Origin of the sequence: Anaerotignum neopropionicum (genome assembly GCF_001571775.1) — a bacterium.
Classification (GTDB): domain Bacteria; phylum Bacillota; class Clostridia; order Lachnospirales; family Anaerotignaceae; genus Chakrabartyella; species Chakrabartyella neopropionicum.
Map to the genome: position 1 here is coordinate 1 of NZ_LRVM01000001.1, position 18608 is coordinate 18608.

Here is an 18608-nt window from a genome sequence, read left to right on the forward strand (position 1 = left end):
CCGAAGCTCTCAGATTTCATATCTCCGCTCGACTTGCATGTGTTAAGCACGCCGCCAGCGTTCATCCTGAGCCAGGATCAAACTCTTAAATTAAAGTTTTGTCCTAACCAGATAATCTGGCTACTTTCCGATTTTTTCGAAATCGGCAAACTCTTTTGTCTTTTCGCACCTTGCGGTGCTTTGAATTGACTATGGGTTGTGTGTTTGTATTCTACTGTTTAGTTTTCAAGGATCAAGTGTTACGCTGCTTCTTTGTTTGTCAGCGAATATCATCTTAACATATTGCTTGTTTCTTGTCAAGACTTTTCTCAAAGTTTTTTTCTTTCTTTCCACCGAAAACTTTGTTATATCCGCTTTTTCCCTTCGTTTTTTCCTGTACGTTTCGAAGTGACTTTTTCTATTATACAGATTTATTTTCTTTTGTCAACACTTTTTTTCATTTTTTTTGTTTGTATTTCAAATTTCGCTAAATAATCGAGTTTTCAAGCAAAATTGTTCTGCTCATTCTCTTAAAATAGCTTATCTTCATGCATGGTTATGATTTTAAACTGCATTATTCTATCCTTCCATTTAATATAACATAAGGCAGACAATATACATAACTGCTTTTTTCGCTTGATTCTTGTATCTGCAACATCCTTTTGTTTTAAAGCTAACAAAACACTTTGCTTATAAAAGTCTTTTCAATATTTTTTTACTATAATAGTAGACATTCTCAAGGTATTGTTTTTCACCAAAAATTTTCAAAACTCTAATCCGTACTTCTTTAGCAATTTAAAGTTTTCCTACTTTTATGCTTTTGACAGCCTCCCCTTTTTCCCAAAGAAAAACTCCCGCCTTTTTATAAGCAGGAGCCTAATCTTAAAAATCGATAGGAACCGTGGGAAGATTCCAAATTTCCGTTGCATATTGTTTAATCGTGCGGTCACTGGAAAATTTCCCGCTTTTCGCTACATTGCAGATAGCCATTTTCGCCCATTTTTCTTTATCACGGTAAGCATAATCTACAGCCTGCTGGGCACGGTCATAGTCGGCATAATCTTCTAATATAAAATACTCATCGGCTCTGCTGCCACCAAAGCCGTTCAGTAATGCATCGTACAGCTCTCGAAACAATCCCGTATCCCGGTCAAAGGTTCCATCAATCAACGCAGTCATTGCCATACGCACTTCTTGATTCATATTGTAAACACTCCAAGGATCATATTCTTTATTGTATTTCTCCTGGACTTCATCGGCACTCATGCCAAAAATAAAGATGTTCTCCTCGCCTACTTCCTCAAAAATTTCAACATTTGCGCCATCCATAGTACCTATGGTCAAAGCACCATTCAACATAAACTTCATATTTCCCGTACCCGAGGCCTCTTTTCCCGCTGTAGAAATCTGTTCACTGACATCTGCTGCCGGGATCAATCGTTCTGCTAGGGAAACACGATAATTTTCTAAAAATACCACTTTTATTTTTCCGCCGATGGATTGGTCATGATTCACCACTTCCGCAACACTGTTAATCAACTTAATAATTAATTTTGCCCGATGATACCCCGCTGCTGCCTTCGCCCCAAAAATAAAGGTTCTTGGCACCATATCCAGCCCAGGGTTCATTTTCAGTCTGTTGTAAAGGCCAATAATATGCAGTACATTTAACAACTGACGCTTGTACTCGTGCAATCTTTTCACCTGGATATCAAAAATGCTGTCCGGATTTATGTCAATTCCCTTTGCGGATTTGATATATTTCGCTAAGCTCATTTTGTTCGCCTGTTTGATTTCCATAAAACGTTCCCGAAAGGCTTCTTCCTCAACAAGGGGCAAAATTCTCTCAAGCTGAGATAAATCCGTAATCCATCCATCGCCAATTCTTTCTGTAATCAATTCAGCCAGCTGAGCATTTGCATGCAAAAGCCATCTTCTTTGGGTAATTCCATTTGTTTTATTGTTGAATCTCTCCGGAAAAAGCTTGTAAAAATCCTTCAGTTCATGGTTTTTCAATATTTCCGTATGCAGCGCTGCTACGCCATTTACAGAATGGCTTCCCACAATCGCCATATAAGCCATACGAATTTGTCCATCAGCAATAATTGCAAGGCGTCGAATTTTTTCAGGATTGTTTCCGCATTCCTCCATCAACTCAACACAAAAGCGTCGGTTAATTTCCTCAATAATTTGATAAATTCGCGGCAGCAAACGGCTGAATAAGTCCAGCGGCCACTTTTCCAATGCCTCCGTCATAATGGTATGGTTGGTATATGCGCACACTTTTTTGGTAATCTCCCAAGCCTGCTCCCAAGGCAAATCATTTTCATCCACTAAAACACGCATCAATTCAGCAACGGCAATGCTGGGATGGGTATCATTGAGCTGAAAGGCTACCTTTTCCGGAAGCAAATTAAAATCATCATGATCATTCGTAAACCGCTCCACCACGCGTTGAACCGTGGCGGAAATAAAGAAATACTGCTGACGAAGTCTTAATTCCTTTCCTTGATAATGCTCATCCGCAGGATAAAGCACATCCGTCAGGGTTTTCGCCAGGGTTTCCTCCTCGGCCGCCTTTTGATAATTTCCTTCATTAAAGGACTTTAAGTCAATTCTATTCTTCGCTCGTGCATCCCATAAGCGCAGGGTATTCACCGTATTGTTGCCAAAACCAATTACAGGATAATCGTAAGGAATGGCCATAACCGACTGATAGCCCTCCTGTACAAAACGGTAACCGCCATTTTCCTTTGGCACCGCCCGCACATGGCCGCCAAATTTAATTTCTACGGCATACTCATTGCGACGTATGCCCCAAGGGTCGCCGTCCTCCAGCCAGTTATCCGGTGCCTCCACCTGATATCCATTCTCAAGCTTTTGCTCAAATATCCCGTAATGATAGCGAATTCCACAGCCATACGCAGGCAATTCCAAAGTCGCCAAGGAATCCAAAAAGCAGGCCGCCAATCGCCCTAGACCGCCGTTTCCAAGACCCGGATCAGGCTCCGCATCCTCCACAGTATTAAAATCAATACCTAGTTCGGCAAAAACCTCTTTGACCACCTGATCCATTCCCATATTAATGAGAGCGTTACCAAAAAACCTTCCCATCAGAAATTCCATAGACAGATAATAAACTGCCTTAACATCTTCCTTGTAATAGGTTTCATGCGTCTTAATCCACTTATCGGTAATAAAATCCCGTAAAGAAAACACAGCCGCTTGATAAATCTCTTCCGGCAAAGCCGTTTCCAGTGTTTTTCTATAAAGTGTTTTTACATTTTCCTGTATCATGGTTTTTAACGTTTCTTTCTCAATCCCAATTATCCCCATACAAACCTCCTTCAAGGAAATGTCCTTCTTTTGTTATACCATTTAATCGGCACTTTTTTATTTACTATATCAAAGCATTCCCCATTTTGCAAATTTCCTTTCCTCTTTTATGCAAAACATATGGCAACGCCTAAAAGAAAACCAAGCATTCCACCCAAAGCACTTTGCAAAGTGTTTTTCAAGGGCATTCCCTCGGGAAAAAGCCCCGTGCATGTGCAATAAAGTGCCATTCCTCCAACAGCGCTTCTTGGCAAGGCAATATCTTCCCGGAAAAATATTTGAAACAAAAAAGCGACCAAAAATATTATCCCGCTGCCCAATTCTTTTTTCAATCCACCTTGGGAATATTTTCCTTCCATCCAAACTGCAAAAGCAATTCCGATTATTGCTCCAACCCCCGCACAAAGAAATTGTTCCAAAAAAGCAGGGGGCAAAAAAACAAAGCAAAGGAACGCCAAAATAATGCCCTCTAAAAAGCGAAAAAGCAACGGATAGGCTCTTTTCCGCCTACTCGCTGCCCACAGCAGCACCCAATACATAGGAATCGACAGACATAGAATCATACGCCCTTCCTCCTTATTCCATATACTCTATCATATGGATGGAAAAAGCCTTTCATTCCGCATCAAAATGCAAATATGATTCCAATCGCTGCCCCAATTGCAATATAGAATACTGGGTGCTTATTAAATTTATTTGTAAGAAAAAGTATTACTGCAAATAAAATGCATTCTTTTACCCCAAAAAGGCTAAGAAAATTATCCACAGAAATTTGGGTGATTTTATTTACATGAAAGATTGCGTCAAGAATCACGGAAAAGCCGGCGGTTGCAATTAAGCCCGTCACTGCAGGTCTGAGCATATAAAAGACATCACTCACATGGGAGTTATCCCGAAATTTCTGCAAAAATTTTGAAATAATGATGATGATGACAACCGAGGGAAACAACAGTCCAGCCGTTGCAATTACTGCGCCTAAAGGGCCGCCAAATTGAAATCCAATATATGTTGCCATATTCACACCCAACGGGCCAGGGGTAGACTCAGAAACCGCTACCATATTGGCAACCATTGTTTGGCTGAACCAATCATATTTATCCGCAAGCTTATATAAAAACGGCAAGGTTGCCAAGCCTCCCCCAACGGAAAACAACCCTATCTTAAAAAATTCATAAAACAAAAGAAACCAGCTGCTCATTTTCCGCCAACCCCCTTCAACAAGGGAAGGACTGCCCCAAGACTTCCCGCTCCAAGAACAACCCAAGCGGGTGAAAGCCCCAAAAATGCGGAGAGTATAAATGCCACCACCGCAATCACTGCACAAATTTTATCCACCACGGATTTTTTCCACATTCCTACCACCGCATTTAGAATTAAAACACCAACCACCACGCGAATTGCGCCGAAAGCATGCTGTACAGTAGGAAGTTCTGCAAAATTATTTAATACCGCCGCAATTACCGTAATAATGATTAGCGAAGGAAATACGCCTCCCACGGTGGCGGCAATTCCACCTAGGGTTCCCTTGCGCTTGCACCCCACAAAGGTGGCTGTATTCACAAAAATAATCCCGGGTGTGCATTGCCCTATCGCAAAATAATCAAGAATTTCGTCCTCCGTCGCCCATCCTCTTTTATCCACTACTTCCTTTTTCAGCATGGGCAGCATGGCATAGCCGCCGCCAAAGGTAAAGGCGCCGATTCTGCAAAACGAAATAAAAAGCTGCCAGAGTTCTTTCATAGCTTCACTTCTTCCTTTTGTTCTTTATTCCTCTATCCCGCCGGCCTGCATTTTTTCCATACGATCAGTGGTAATCAAAGCATCCATGATTTCATCTAAATCCCCGTTCAGTATGCTATCAATTTTATATAAAGTCAAGCCGATTCTATGATCTGTTACACGCCCTTGGGGGAAGTTATAGGTACGGATACGCTCACTTCTATCCCCCGTTCCCACCTGAGAACGACGATCAGCGGAAATTGCGGCATCATGGGCTTGTCTTTCCCTCTCATAAACCCGGGCATATAAAACCTTCAGTGCCTGATCCTTATTTTTTAGCTGAGATTTTTCATTCTGGCAAGAAACCACAATGCCCGTAGGCAAATGGGTCATTCGCACCGCAGAATCCGTGGTATTTACACACTGACCGCCGTTACCCGACGCACGGAACACATCCACCCGAACGTCATTCATATCAATATGAACATCCACTTCCTCCGCTTCCGGCATTACCGCCACCGTCACCGTTGAGGTATGAATTCGCCCACCGCTTTCCGTCGTGGGAATACGCTGCACACGGTGTACGCCGCTTTCGTACTTCATACGGGAATAAGCACCCTTCCCCGTTATCATAAAGGAAACCTCTTTAAAGCCCCCCAAATCATTTTCACTGGCGTTCATCAGCTCCACCTTCCACCGTCTGTCCTCAGCATAACGGGCGTACATACGGAATAAATCCCCTGCAAATAACGCCGCCTCATCCCCTCCGGCACCGCCGCGAATTTCCACAATAACATTCTTTTCATCATTGGGGTCCTTGGGTAAAAGCAACACGGTAATTTCACGCCTCAGTTCCTCCAGCCGCTCCTTATTTTGCGTAAATTCCTCTTTCACCAGCTCGCGAAAATCCTCATCCAGCTTTTCATTTAATAATTCCAAGCCTTCCGCAACCGCCGCCTTCATCTTTTTATGCTCCCTGTAAGCCTCAACCACAGGGGTCATGTCGCTGTATTCCTTCATCAGCTTGCGCCATTCCGATTGGTTGGCGATCATCTCAGGATCGTTCACCTGATCCGCCAAATCATTATATTTACTTTCAATCTCAGCCAATCGATCAAACATGGTTACACCTCATCTATCATTTCTTTTAATTTTCCATAAACAACTCTGTCCAGTCCTGGCAAATCCTTGCATAGGATACATTGAGAAAATCCTGCCTCCTCCATCAAAGAAAGTAGTGCCTGCCCTTGATCATAACCTATTTCAAAAAACAGCCATCCCCCTCGTTTTAGCCATGGACGGCTCTCTTTTATAATGCGCCGATAAAAGTCCAGCCCATCCTCGCCGCCGTCCAAGGCCTTTCGGGGTTCAAAATCCCGCACCTCGGGCATCAAATCGGCAATCACATTTTTGGCAATATACGGCGGATTGGAAACAATGGCATCAAAGCTCCCTTTCCTCCCTTGGCGCACACCAGAAAACAAATCGCTTTCCAGCCATTCTACCGCCACTTGGTTTTTTTCTCCGTTTTCCCTTGCAAAAGCCAGCGCCTTTGGGCTAATATCCACGCCGACACATTGCATCTTGCCGTAATGGGCAAGGCAAATGGGAATGCAACCGCTTCCCGTACCCAAATCGATTACCTTTTCAATGCCTTCCTGCTTTCCAATCTCCAAAACCGTTTCCACAAGAATTTCCGTATCTCCTCTGGGAATCAAAACGCCCTCACCTACCAAAAAAGATAGCCCCATAAATTCGCATTGCCCTAAAATATACTGCAAAGGACGGTTTTCCTCCCTTTGGCTCAAGTAGTTTCCATACTTTCCCTCTTGTTCAGGGGAAATTATTTTTTCTCCTTGGGTAAAAAGTGCCACACGGCTTAAGCCGCATGCCTCCATCAGCAAAAGTTCCGCCTCCAATGCATAATTTTCTTTCTCGGCAGTCCTCAATCGTCGCTTTCCTTCCAATAAAGCATCCGCAATGGTCTTATTCCCCCTCATCTTCCAATACTCCCTTCATCGCCGCAATTGCGGTTTCGATTTGGGATGCATCGGGTTCGGCCGTGGTTATTTTTTGCAGGCATAAACCAGGATAGCTGACCGCCGTAACAAATTTGTTATCGGATTTGCCTGCCCAACGGATTACCTCATATGAAATACCTGCAACAAAGGGTACCAAAAGAACCCTGGAAATCAACCGCAAAATAATGGTATCCGTTCGCACAAAAAAGAATACAACCATACTGATAATCATTACAAACAGTAAAAAACTGGTTCCACAACGCTTATGTAAGCGTGTGCAGGGCTTTACATTTTCCACAGTTAATTCCTTGCCGCTTTCAAAGCAGTTGATGGTTTTATGTTCCGCCCCGTGATATTGAAATACACGCTTAATTTCCTTCATTCTGGAGATTAACAATAAGTACAGCAAAAAAATTGCAATACGAATCAGCCCTTCAATGATCCCCAATCCCCATACAGGCACGATCGACTTAAAAAAATTTCCTAACCAAACAGGAAGAACAAAAAACAGCCCCATGCCCAGAATCAATGATACCGTTACGCTAAAATAAATCAAAACATCATTGATTTTATCCCCTAATTTATCCTGGAGAAATTTCTCAAAGGGTGACAGCTCTTCTTCCGCCCAATCCTCACCGGCGATTTCTGCAGAATGCATCAATATTTTTGTGCCTGTGATTAAGGAGTCCACAAACGCAGCAATCCCACGCAAAATAGGATACTTAAATATTCCCTTGGCGCCAATTCCACCCCATTCGTTTTTTTCTATGGTAATCCCGCCTGCAGGGTTTCTGACAGCCATGGCATATATCTTTTTCCCACGCATCATGACGCCTTCTATGATGGCTTGACCGCCGATGTTGGTGGGTCTAACTCTTTTTTCTTTATCATGATCTGACACTGTATCAACTCTTTTCTTTTTAAATATATATTGCAATTTATTATTATAGCATAAAAGTATTAAAACGAAAAATTTTTTTCTGCTTTTCTTAAAATGATTTTAAAATCCCGTTTTTAGTCGCAGCCAAATTCTCCATACCCAGTGTGCCCTTTTTTCGAAACCCAGCTCATTAAAAAAAGTGCAGGGACATAAATCCTCTGCACATTTCTCGTTCTAAATAATTTTTTAGAGGCCAAAGGCAATTCTCTCTTAATTTCAAAAAAATTACTTCTTGCCGTATTTTTTGTTGAATTTTTCCACTCTGCCGCCGGCTTCCAAAAGCAATTTCTGGCTGCCTGTGTAGAAAGGATGGCACTTGGAGCAAACTTCAACTTTGATTTCTTCCTTTGTGGAACCGGTTATAAATTCGTTACCACAGTTACATCTAACCTTTACCTGATTGTACTGGGGATGGATTCCTTCTCTCATTTTTTTCACCTCATTTTTTAAATTTGTTGATCAATAATCATAATTATTTATAGACAACAACAGTATTTTAGCACAAGTTCCCGCCCTTTGCAATAAAAAACGCAAAAAAGGTTTCATTACTTATCATAAAGTCCCAACGTTTTTTCCCAAACGGGTAATCTCTCCATAAATTCCTCGTTGTTGCGTGTCGTTCTCATCAAACCGTAAAAGCCTTCCACCATTTCCATCTGACTCATCGTTGAAGCCATTTTCCGCAGGGTAAAGTTACATTCCAGCTCCTGTTCCGTCAGCAGCTTTTCTTCCCTTCTGGTTCCGGACTTTATGATGTCCACCGCTGGGAAAATCCGCCGTTCGGAAAGCCGTCTGTCCAGCACCAACTCCATATTCCCTGTACCCTTAAATTCTTCAAAAATAACCTCGTCCATTTTACTGCCTGTATCCACCAAGGCCGTAGCCAATATGGTTAAGCTTCCGCCATTTTCAATATTTCTGGCAGCACCAAAAAATCGCTTAGGCATGTATAACGCCGCAGGATCCAAACCGCCGGAAAGAGTTCGTCCGCTGGGGGGAATTGTTAGATTATAGGCTCTGGCCAATCTAGTTAGGCTGTCCAGCAAAATAACCAAATCCTTCCCTTGCTCAACCATGCGTTTCGCTCTCTCCAAAACCATTTCTGTCACCCTTTTATGGTGATCCGGCTGCTCATCAAACGTAGAATAAACGATCTCCACATTTTCCCCTTCTATGGAACGCTGAATATCCGTCACTTCCTCCGGACGTTCATCAATCAAAAGCACAATCAGATGTATTTCCTTGTGATTCTTTGTAATGGCATTGGCCATTTGTGTTAAAAGCACTGTTTTGCCTACCTTCGGCGGTGCAACAATCATTCCTCTTTGCCCCTTGCCAATGGGTGCGCAAAGGTCAATAATTCTTCCAGAAAGCTCTTCCTTGCTTACCTCAACACTAAGCTTTTCTTCGGGATAAATTGGCGTCAAATCCTCGAAATTAGGGCGTTTGGCCGCCTGGTCAGGATAATCTCCATTCACAGATTTTACAAATAAAATAGCCCCAAATTTCTCGCCCTCTCTGGCGGGACGAATGTTCCCCCTGACCGAATCCCCTGTCTTTAAATTAAATCTTCTAATTTGAGACGGCGAAACATAAATATCTCCCGTTCCGGGAAGAAAGTTTTGCGTCCTAAGGAAGCCAAACCCATCAGGCATTACCTCCAGTATTCCCTCTCCCGGCACACTATTTTCCATAATAGCTGCCTTTTCAGCCCTCTGTACCGCTTGTACTGTTTTTTCCTTGGTGTTCTCTTCCGTCCTTACTTTCATGGGCTCGGGAGTTTTCTGCGCCGTTTCTTGGTTTTCGGGCAAAGAAAAACCATAAGCAGTCACATGCTTAACGGCTATAGGTTCCGCCTGAGACTGCTTCTCCAATATCTTTTCAATTAATTCATTTTTTTTTAACGAGGAAATGGACTTCATGCCCATTTCCTTCGCTGTTCCTCTTAGTTCTGCCAGAGTTTTTTCCTGCAGATCGTTTCCCATCTCTATTCTCCTATCTTCTATCATCTAGGAATTTTCAGCTTTGTTCCAACACCGATGGTATCTGTTTCCTTTAAGTTATTTGCATCTAAAATTTTCTTGTATTCAGTGCCATTGCCATATACCTTTTGCGCAATACTCCAAGCCGTATCGCCCTCTTGCACAACATATTCCGTTGTCGTTCCATTGTTTCCTGTGGTGTTTGCATTTCCTTCTGGTGTATTTGGAGGCTGTGTCTCCTCACCCTCAGGTGTGTTTCCCTCTACATCTGGGTTTTGTAAGTTTGCCAATTGTTCCTCCAACTGCATCTTTTCCAGCTGAACGCTTTCATACTTGCTGCTTAAATCCACATTGGCTGTCAATTGATTTTGTGCATCCTCCAACTTACTGTTTAAACTCACACATTTAAAAATTAAAAATACAATTAATATTAGCCCCATTACTCCTAAAATTATACCTAGCTTACTTACGCCGCCGCGAAAATCATATGCATCGTCATAATCGTCATAATCGTCATAAAGGCTGTCCAAATGCTCTTGCTTCGCTTTTTCCTCAAAATCCAGCTCTTCAAAGCGGTTTCTGCCCTTTGGCGTAAAATCTTCAAAGGCATTGTCTTCTTTCCTAGATTTTTTGCGTTTGGCAGGGGATAAGGTTTGTTGGGATACATCCTCCGCTATTTTTGATTTTTTCCGCGACGGCATTACACTCACATACTGAATTCCATCATCATACTCGTCCTGCTCTATTCTATTCCCCACAGATACCGGATTATTCGTATCCTCTAAAGAAGATGTACTCCTTGCACGTCTTGAAACATATCTGGTAGGCTCACCTTCTTGCTGGGGAGCCTTCTTGATTTCATTGATTTCTGTGCCAACCTGCTGCATCCTTGCTTCCCGCACCTCTTCAATATCCTCTCGGGAGGGGCGTTTTCTGGAACGGTTCGGTTCCGTATTTCCGTCTTTGCTCATCAAAGGATGGGTTTGCATTAAAATATCAACAACCTCCTTGGGCAAATCATTATACAAATCTTCATAGTATTCTTTATCGTTATCGGCCATTCCTCGAGAACCGGGGTTTGTATTGCTATTTTTGTCACTGCTCATAATTTACCTCCGCTGGGTTTTGAAATACCTGTTTTCGCTCATAAAAATCACATTTTACCTTATTATTTTACATTCTTCCCTTTCATGTGTCAACACAACTAAATATTTTTCAAAAAAACGTAAAATACAAAGCAAAACAGTCACCAATAACTTCTTGGTGACTGTATCAATTTTTACTCCAATCCAATTACAACATTCACACCGCTGCTTTCCGCAACATATTCTAAAGAAACAGTATCCCCAACCTGCTTTTTCAAAATACCTAAATAATTTTTAACCTCAACCTCAAAAAGCTCGTTGCTGCCCTCTAACATCAAATAGTAATAGCTGTTGCCCTCGGTAACAATGTCCTTCATCATGGAAATTACACCACTTACCTTGGCAGCCTTATCCGTATTAACGTTACTAATGCCATTGCCTGCCATTAAATTGCGGTAAACCTTTTCACATTCGGCAACGGTATCTCCTGTGGCAACAATTTGATATTTTTGAATATTCACCATAGCGTATTTTTTAACCAGCCCAGCGCCGTCCTTCAAAGATAAGAAATACGTTGGTTCTTTGGCAATATTTAATAATATGGGGAAAGTTGCCGTATATCCTAAATGTTGAATCTGTCCCTCCGCAGAGGACATGGCGGAAATTTCCTTTGCTCCGGAAATCTGATAATATTTGGTTTCCTTGGTTCGAGAATTCATCAGCACAAAACCAACGTTGGATTCATCCCCGCCAATGGAGGTCACCCCGGTATAAACCCAAACATCGTCATCCAAAGCGATATAGTTATAGCCCTCGGTGCTTTGCAGACACTCTCTCTGCCCAAAAATGCTGTTGATATACCCCTTCTTCAAGGTGCCATAATAGTCATATTGTTCAATCAAAAGGTTTGCATCATACACCTTGTCAATCCAACGAGGAACATCTGCAATATCATAATAGCTGTGTTCCCCCGTGGTTGCGTTCACAACAATGGCACCCTTAATATCCGTACCACCAAAAAGACCAATAGTCTTATCTTCAACGGAGCATATCCAATAAGGCACTCCATTTTCATCAATTTCAAAATTGGTACTGCGAATCATGGCATTGGGATAACGGAAACGCAGATAACGATACAGATTTCGCCCAAAATGCTCAAAAGGAGAGTATCGAATTCCCTGCTCTAATTTCACCAAGTCAACGTTTTGTGATGTCATATCAATTTGAATATAGGCAGGAATGCCTGTATTTCGATTTGTCAGCCACTTAATCAAATCTCCGTAACGAAGGGGGGTAACCCTCACAGGCTTATTTTGATAGTTTATTTGGTTGAAATATGCGCTTACTTCATACTGGGAAACCATATCTACCATGCTACCCATTTCTCTTTCCGCAAGCTTCGCCGCAGAGGTGCTGTCCAAAATGGGAATTTTGTTATAATCCACCTCATGAATATCTGCGGCAAAATCACTGCTTTCTACGGCCAAAAGCTTATTATAGCTGGATGCCCGCAAAATAGGGGAAGATAGTAATGTACCTCCAACATAAAACAGGGCAAGTGCAACAGGTACCAGCAGCAGCTTTTTTATAACTTTTTTATTTGCCGCCCTCTCGGGGCTGGTTCTATCTAAAAAAACTACGCGAAAAATCGTCCAAAAATTAATAATGATCCCCATGACCAAAATCGTTATGATAAACATCCAACTATCATGGGAATGAATATTTAGCGGTGGTAAGTAATAATAATACATACCCGCCCAAAGCAGGACGGTCAAAATCATTGGAATAATCCGCTTTTTCATAACAGTTATCCCTCCTTCTTTGCTAAAATTAATAAAATATGGCGTTATTACCCTCTTTACATCTTCTCTCCAATTCATTATACTATACTATATTTCAAGTAAAAAGTATAGTGGAAATCAAAACACGACCCGTTTTTCTAGTTGAAAAGATAAGGAAGTGATTAAAATGAAAATAGAACGTGTTAGCGAAAATCAATTAAAGTTAACCCTTACCAGAGCAGATTTGGTGGAACGTGACTTAAAGCTGGAGGATTTAATCAATCCTTCGGAAAAAACACAAAAGCTGTTCCGCGATATTATGGAGCAGGCCCTGGATGAATACGATTTTATCAATGAAAGCACACCGCTTATGGTAGAAGCCGTTCCTGTAGGGGTTGACGGCATTATGGTAATTGTAACAAAAATTGATCCAAAAAACAAAAGTGAAAATCCTATGGATCTGCTGTTCAAAAACAAGGAAGCTCATAAATGGAAAAAGAAACCCTTAGATGCCATTGATACAAGCAGTAACGAAAATGAAGACCTGCTGATTTTCTCTTTCCGCACCTTGGATGATGCAATCCATGCCAGTCTGCGTTTGCACGGCTCCTATCAAGGGGAAAGCGAACTGCATAAAAACAACGAAAGAATTTTCTTGGTTTTGCAGGCGGATACATACGCCGATGAGAGCGATGACTATACTGAACTAATTCTAGATGAATTTGGTCAAAAACACATTTCCACTTCTCTTGCGAAATACTACCTCTTGGAACACGGAGAAACCCTCATCAGTGCAAATGCCGTTGAAATTTTGGCAAAAACCTTTGGTGATTAAAAAAATTCCCTTCAGATAACCTCTGATTACCTGAAGGGATTTTTTTATTCCGCCTTGATTTCTTTTAAATATCGATACAAAGGAATCAGTTTTTTCCACTTTTCCGCCAGCATTTGAGGCAATTGGGGAGAAAAAATAATATCCTCCATCTTTTTTTCTTCAGCAAGGTAGAAGTTTTTTTTCACATACCACGGATGGATTTCTCGGGGCAAGGCTGAGGCATCCACCTTTTTATAATCCTCGCCCATTAAAGTGAATATGCCTTCCCTTTCCACTCCCCGAACAATATCAGCAAAATCCCTAGGCTTTTTTTGTATGCTATCTCGATATGCATTCAAATAAGCAGGTGTAGCTTCATAAACACCCATGCCATGGTTATATCCCTCCGGTGATAGCTCAAAATAAAAAGCCGGACGCAGCTTCCATTCCGTCCCTACAGAAAGAGGCTCCTTAAAAACGACCCAGCGGCACGCACGGTATGGACTTTTATCCTTGGAAAAACGGATATCCCGATTGATCCTTGAAATTGCCCAATTCATTTTTTCGCCTGTGCTTTCTGCAAACTGCTCCCCCATGTCCATGGCAAACCTGTCAAAAGGGTCCTTCAACACCGCTTTATACCGTTCCCTGTTTTGATCCATCCATTCCTTATTGTTATTCATTCTAAGTTCCCACAAAAAATCTATTGTTTCCGGCATAAAACCAGTGAATTCCTTCATATTCTCAACTCCTTTTTCACCTGATTATAACACAAACCATTTTTTATGGATAGCAAAAATTCAAATTCCCACTTGTTTTCTCTGCTTTAGCCCCAATAAAAAAGGCGGACAAAATGTCCGCCTCAGACTGTCGAAAAACCTATTTTATAAAACGGAAGGGTTTGGGAAACGAAGTGTTCCCCAAGTGAAATCCGCAGGATGCGCTTTGCCCATCCGAGGAAAAAAGGGAGTTTCAAGACCTTTTGGTCGCAGGAACTCATCTTTTTCTCATCTGTCAACTTGAAAAAAGCTTGAAGGAACCGAGCTTTTTTCAAAGGGTGTCGACTTTATCGACACCCTGAGACAGACAAAAAGTCCGTTATAATTGCATTTTATTAAAGAATGCTGCCAATTGCCATAAACAAAGGAGCAAATACCAAAGATACCACTGTCATCAGCTTAATCAAAATGTTGATGGAAGGGCCAGAAGTATCTTTAAAGGGGTCACCAACGGTGTCGCCAACAACAGCTGCTTTGTGAGCTTCGCTACCTTTACCGCCGTGATTGCCTTCTTCAATGTACTTCTTCGCATTATCCCATGCGCCACCGGCATTGGACATAAAGATTGCCATTACTACACCTGTTACTAACGCACCAGCAAGCAAACCACCCAAAGCGGATGTTCCCAAAAGGATACCAACAACCAAAGGAGCAGCCACTGCCATGATACCAGGAACCAGCATTTCCTTCAATGCTGCGGTTGTAGAAATTTCAACGCATTTCTTGTAATCTGGCTTACCGGTTCCTTCCATAATTCCGGGAATGGTACGGAACTGGCGTCTTACTTCTTCAATCATCTCGAAGGCTGCTTTACCAACAGACTGCATTGTAAATGCAGAGAAAAGGAAAGGAAGCATACCGCCGATAAACATACCAATGATTACTCTGGGCTCAAGGATGGAAATTTCTGTCAAATCAACTGCATTTGCATAGGATACAAACAATGCCAAGGCTGTCAAAGCTGCTGAACCAATGGCAAAGCCTTTGCCCATTGCCGCTGTTGTGTTACCAACTGCATCCAGCTTATCTGTAACATTTCTTACGGAGTGATCCAAACCGCTCATTTCTGCAATACCACCGGCATTGTCTGCGATGGGGCCGTAAGCATCAACCGCTACCGTAATGCCTGTTGTGGAAAGCATCCCAACGGCAGCCAAGGCAATGCCGTAAAGTCCGGATACTGCATAAGCTACAAAAATACCGATTGAGATTAACACAATAGGGATCGCTGTAGATTCCATACCAACTGCCAATCCGCTAATAATTGTTGTTGCCGGACCTGTTTCGGACTGATCAGCAATTTTCTTTACGGATTTGTAATCGCCGGAGGTATAGACCTCTGTGATAACACCAATCAAAAGGCCTACAATTAAACCGGAAATAATTGCGATGCCCGCTTTCATATCTCCAAAGAATACCTTGCTTAATATCAAAGAAGCAATTGCGACCAAAACAGCTGAAGAATAAGAACCCGCCTTCAAAGCCTTGTGAGGGTTGGAGTTCTCATCGCCCTTAACAAAAAAAGTACCGATAATGGAAGCCAAAATACCGATTGCCGCCAGCACTAAGGGGAAGGTTGCACCTTCTGCCTGGAAGTAAATAATGCCTAAAGTAATCGCAGAAATAATGGAGCCAACATAAGATTCGAAAAGGTCAGCACCCATACCCGCAACGTCACCTACGTTATCACCTACGTTATCGGCGATAACGGCAGGGTTACGAGGGTCATCCTCAGGAATGCCTGCTTCAACCTTACCTACCAAGTCAGCGCCAACGTCAGCAGCCTTAGTATAAATACCGCCGCCAACACGACCAAACAAAGCGATAGAGGAAGCGCCCAAGCCAAAGCCAAATAAAATGTTTGCATTTTTTGTTAATGCATAAATTGTGCCAACACCCAATAAACCAAGGCCAACTACAGACATACCCATAACAGCACCGCCGCTAAATGCGATAGAAAGGGCTCTATTCATACCGCCAACTCTGGCTGCATTTGCAGTTCTAACGTTTGCCTTTGTTGCAACGGACATACCAAAATATCCGGCAAGCGTAGAAAGAAGTGCACCAATTAAAAAGCAAACTGCTGTCATCCAATTTACACCAAAACCAATCAATACAAATAAAACTGCAGCAAAAATAACTAGGATGCGGTATTCTGCCTTCAAGAAGGCATTTGCACCCTCTCTAATGGCAGCAGCAATCTCTACCATGCGTTCTGTTCCTTCTTCTTCGCGGCTAACCTTACCCGCAAGAACGAAGGCGAACACCAGCGCAAGTACACCAAATACAGGCGCCAAGTACATCAAGTTTTCCATGATTTAATCCCCCTGATTCTCTTTTGAATTGTTACTTAAATGAATTAAGTTATTATTTCCACCCGACCTTATGATCGGAATAACAAAAACCGACTGCCTACAAAATTTACATACACGTGCCTATATTTAAAAAAGACAAAGACACTGCCCATTCCTCCGCTTTGGTTAGCCCTGTCCCCAGCAGATTTCAAAGTGCAGTATCCATCTGCATTCAATCTTGTATGAGTCTTATTCTGTCCCACGCACTAGTATAAACGATTTGTTAATAAAAAATCAACCCTTTCAGCCATTCCTAATCATTTTTTTTTCAAAAAAATTGTAAATTTTCTTAAAAAAAACGCTTTTATTAGAACAAAGTTAAAAAATCGTCCCTTTTTCTATAAATAAAAAACACCATAATTGTTTAACGGCCAGGCTATAGATAAAGTCCTTTTTGTGTAACTGAAGGGCTTTGGAAACATTAGTTATTTCTTTCCCCTTTGAAAAAGACCTCTTTTCTTTTTCTCATAAACCTCCTCTTTACCCCCTCGATGTCTGGTCGGTGATTTATGGGTGTAAAAAAACACGCTAGTAAACCGGAATCCCCAGGATGCACCTTGCCCATGTGAAAAAACAGGAAGTTGCATGACATTTTGTCAGTGGAACTCATCTGTTTGCTCTCTGTATGCTGAAAAAAATATTGTAAAAACTGCGCTTTTTTTAAAAGAGCAAGTGGGTTTGGGCAACGCCCAAGGTTTATCTACGCTCTAAAGGTGTCAACAAAGTGACACCTTTGCGCAGTGAATACTTCATCGTGCCATCGTTTTTATGCCCTGCATAAAAATTGTGCAACCAAAGGCAGCGTAAATACCGACAGAATTGTCGAAACAAAAACATACTCCGATGCCCGCTTCTCATCATTTCCATACAACTCCGCAAAGGAAGGCAGTGCCGCCGCCGCCGGCGTTCCCATAAGAATCACCAAAACATTCAGCGCCAAACCATGCAAAAATACCCCTGCAATCAATTTTGTAATAATGGGCATTATTATTAATGTAAGAAAACTAAAAATATACACAATTTTGTCTTTAAATATCCTGCGTACATCTGCTGCTGCCAGCAAGGTACCAATATAAATCATTGACAGGCAGACCGTTGTATTTGCGGAAAATTGCAATGCGTCAAAAATTGGCGCGGGCAACCTGATGGAAAACACAAAACACAATACCCCGATAACTGCCGCAAGACAGATTAAATTTAAAAACGCATCCTTCATCATTTTACCAAAGGTTTTCTTGTTTTCTCCTCCCAAATTAAACAAGAAAGAACATACGGTAAACAAAAATACGTTACAGGTAAACATGACAGCCACGCAAAAGATCAAGCCCTCAGCACCATACATAGCCATAATTAATGGCTGGCCCATGAAGATTACATTGCTGTAAACACCGCCGCCAGAAAAAAGACCCACTTCCTGCAAACTCATTTTTTTGATTTTGCCCACTGCAAAAAACATCAGCGCTCCCAAGCAACACATCAAAAATGTTGTTCCACAGGTTTTGAGAAAACCTCCGAAAATTTCAGCGGAGTATTCTCTTTGCATTAAAACGATCATATTACACGGTACTGCCACACGGGTTAATACAATGGATAGCCCCTTTGCATTGGGCGTTGACAGAAACTTCTTTTTATGCAATAAAATGCCCACAACCATAAGTATTACCATCGTCAGCAATTGCATAATTACAGGTATTGCCATATTCAAACCTTCTTCCCTAAAAAACTCAGCGCTTCCTTTCCCCCCTACTTCTAATCAAAAGAAACACTGGCAAATCCCCAAAAAGGACTATTTTTTTTATTCTAAACGAAACTTTTACC

15 protein-coding genes and 1 rRNA gene are annotated in these 18608 nt (G+C 41.9%); 1 reads left to right on the top strand and 15 read right to left on the bottom strand.

The genetic code is table 11. From position 1 onward, the window contains the following. From CLNEO_RS00005 to CLNEO_RS00060, 12 genes are all read right to left on the bottom strand, one after another. Nucleotides 1-93, bottom strand: a 16S ribosomal RNA gene (locus CLNEO_RS00005); the annotation flags it as partial. 768 nt (nt 94-861) lie between these two features. Next, nucleotides 862-3315, bottom strand: coding sequence for a glycogen/starch/alpha-glucan phosphorylase (locus CLNEO_RS00010; RefSeq protein WP_066083239.1), 2454 nt, complete (start codon nt 3313-3315; stop codon nt 862-864). A gap of 107 nt (nt 3316-3422) precedes the next feature. Continuing rightward, nucleotides 3423-3878, bottom strand: coding sequence for a hypothetical protein (locus tag CLNEO_RS00015; RefSeq protein WP_066083241.1), 456 nt, complete (start codon nt 3876-3878; stop codon nt 3423-3425). A 62-nt stretch (nt 3879-3940) separates the two neighbouring features. Then, nucleotides 3941-4513, bottom strand: coding sequence for a chromate transporter (locus tag CLNEO_RS00020; RefSeq protein WP_066083243.1), 573 nt, complete (start codon nt 4511-4513; stop codon nt 3941-3943). After that, the gene (locus tag CLNEO_RS00025; RefSeq protein WP_066083245.1) at nt 4510-5055 is read right to left on the bottom strand and encodes a chromate transporter; all 546 of its coding nucleotides are present in this window, start codon (nt 5053-5055) and stop codon (nt 4510-4512) included. The genes CLNEO_RS00020 and CLNEO_RS00025 overlap by 4 nt, the downstream gene beginning before the upstream one ends. Before the next feature lie 24 nt (nt 5056-5079). Next, on the bottom strand, nt 5080-6156 hold the full coding sequence (gene prfA / locus CLNEO_RS00030; RefSeq protein ID WP_066083248.1) for a peptide chain release factor 1: 1077 nt from the start codon (nt 6154-6156) through the stop codon (nt 5080-5082). Between the two features lie 2 nt (nt 6157-6158). Then, complete coding sequence (prmC, locus tag CLNEO_RS00035; RefSeq protein ID WP_066083250.1) at nt 6159-7034, bottom strand: peptide chain release factor N(5)-glutamine methyltransferase; 876 nt, start codon at nt 7032-7034, stop codon at nt 6159-6161. Then, complete coding sequence (locus tag CLNEO_RS00040; protein WP_242864133.1) at nt 7021-7956, bottom strand: DUF1385 domain-containing protein; 936 nt, start codon at nt 7954-7956, stop codon at nt 7021-7023. Before CLNEO_RS00040 ends, prmC begins: the two co-directional genes overlap by 14 nt. A gap of 264 nt (nt 7957-8220) precedes the next feature. Next, complete coding sequence (gene rpmE / locus CLNEO_RS15195; protein WP_083531769.1) at nt 8221-8424, bottom strand: 50S ribosomal protein L31; 204 nt, start codon at nt 8422-8424, stop codon at nt 8221-8223. A gap of 116 nt (nt 8425-8540) precedes the next feature. After that, nucleotides 8541-9980, bottom strand: a complete 1440-nt coding sequence (gene rho, locus CLNEO_RS00050; RefSeq protein ID WP_066083253.1) for a transcription termination factor Rho — start codon at nt 9978-9980, stop codon at nt 8541-8543. 20 nt (nt 9981-10000) lie between these two features. After that, entirely contained in the window at nt 10001-11083 is a 1083-nt protein-coding gene (locus tag CLNEO_RS00055) for a LysM peptidoglycan-binding domain-containing protein (protein WP_066083256.1), read from the bottom strand. 173 nt (nt 11084-11256) lie between these two features. Further along, entirely contained in the window at nt 11257-12864 is a 1608-nt protein-coding gene (locus CLNEO_RS00060; RefSeq protein ID WP_066083258.1) for a hypothetical protein, read from the bottom strand. 166 nt (nt 12865-13030) lie between these two features. Here CLNEO_RS00060 and CLNEO_RS00065 point away from each other — a divergent pair, with 166 nt between their 5' ends. Next, nucleotides 13031-13678 carry an adaptor protein MecA gene (locus CLNEO_RS00065; protein ID WP_066083260.1) on the top strand — a complete coding sequence of 216 codons (648 nt, stop codon included), beginning with the start codon at nt 13031-13033 and terminating at the stop codon, nt 13676-13678. Between the two features lie 44 nt (nt 13679-13722). Here CLNEO_RS00065 and CLNEO_RS00070 read toward each other — a convergent pair whose 3' ends face one another. The 3 genes from CLNEO_RS00070 to CLNEO_RS00080 form a co-directional block, all read right to left on the bottom strand. Further along, entirely contained in the window at nt 13723-14397 is a 675-nt protein-coding gene (locus CLNEO_RS00070; RefSeq protein WP_066083262.1) for a DUF2461 domain-containing protein, read from the bottom strand. 374 nt (nt 14398-14771) lie between these two features. Then, on the bottom strand, nt 14772-16751 hold the full coding sequence (locus CLNEO_RS00075; protein WP_066083264.1) for a sodium-translocating pyrophosphatase: 1980 nt from the start codon (nt 16749-16751) through the stop codon (nt 14772-14774). Between the two features lie 805 nt (nt 16752-17556). Continuing rightward, the gene (locus tag CLNEO_RS00080) at nt 17557-18489 is read right to left on the bottom strand and encodes an AEC family transporter (protein ID WP_066083266.1); all 933 of its coding nucleotides are present in this window, start codon (nt 18487-18489) and stop codon (nt 17557-17559) included. Nucleotides 18490-18608 lie beyond the last annotated feature (119 nt).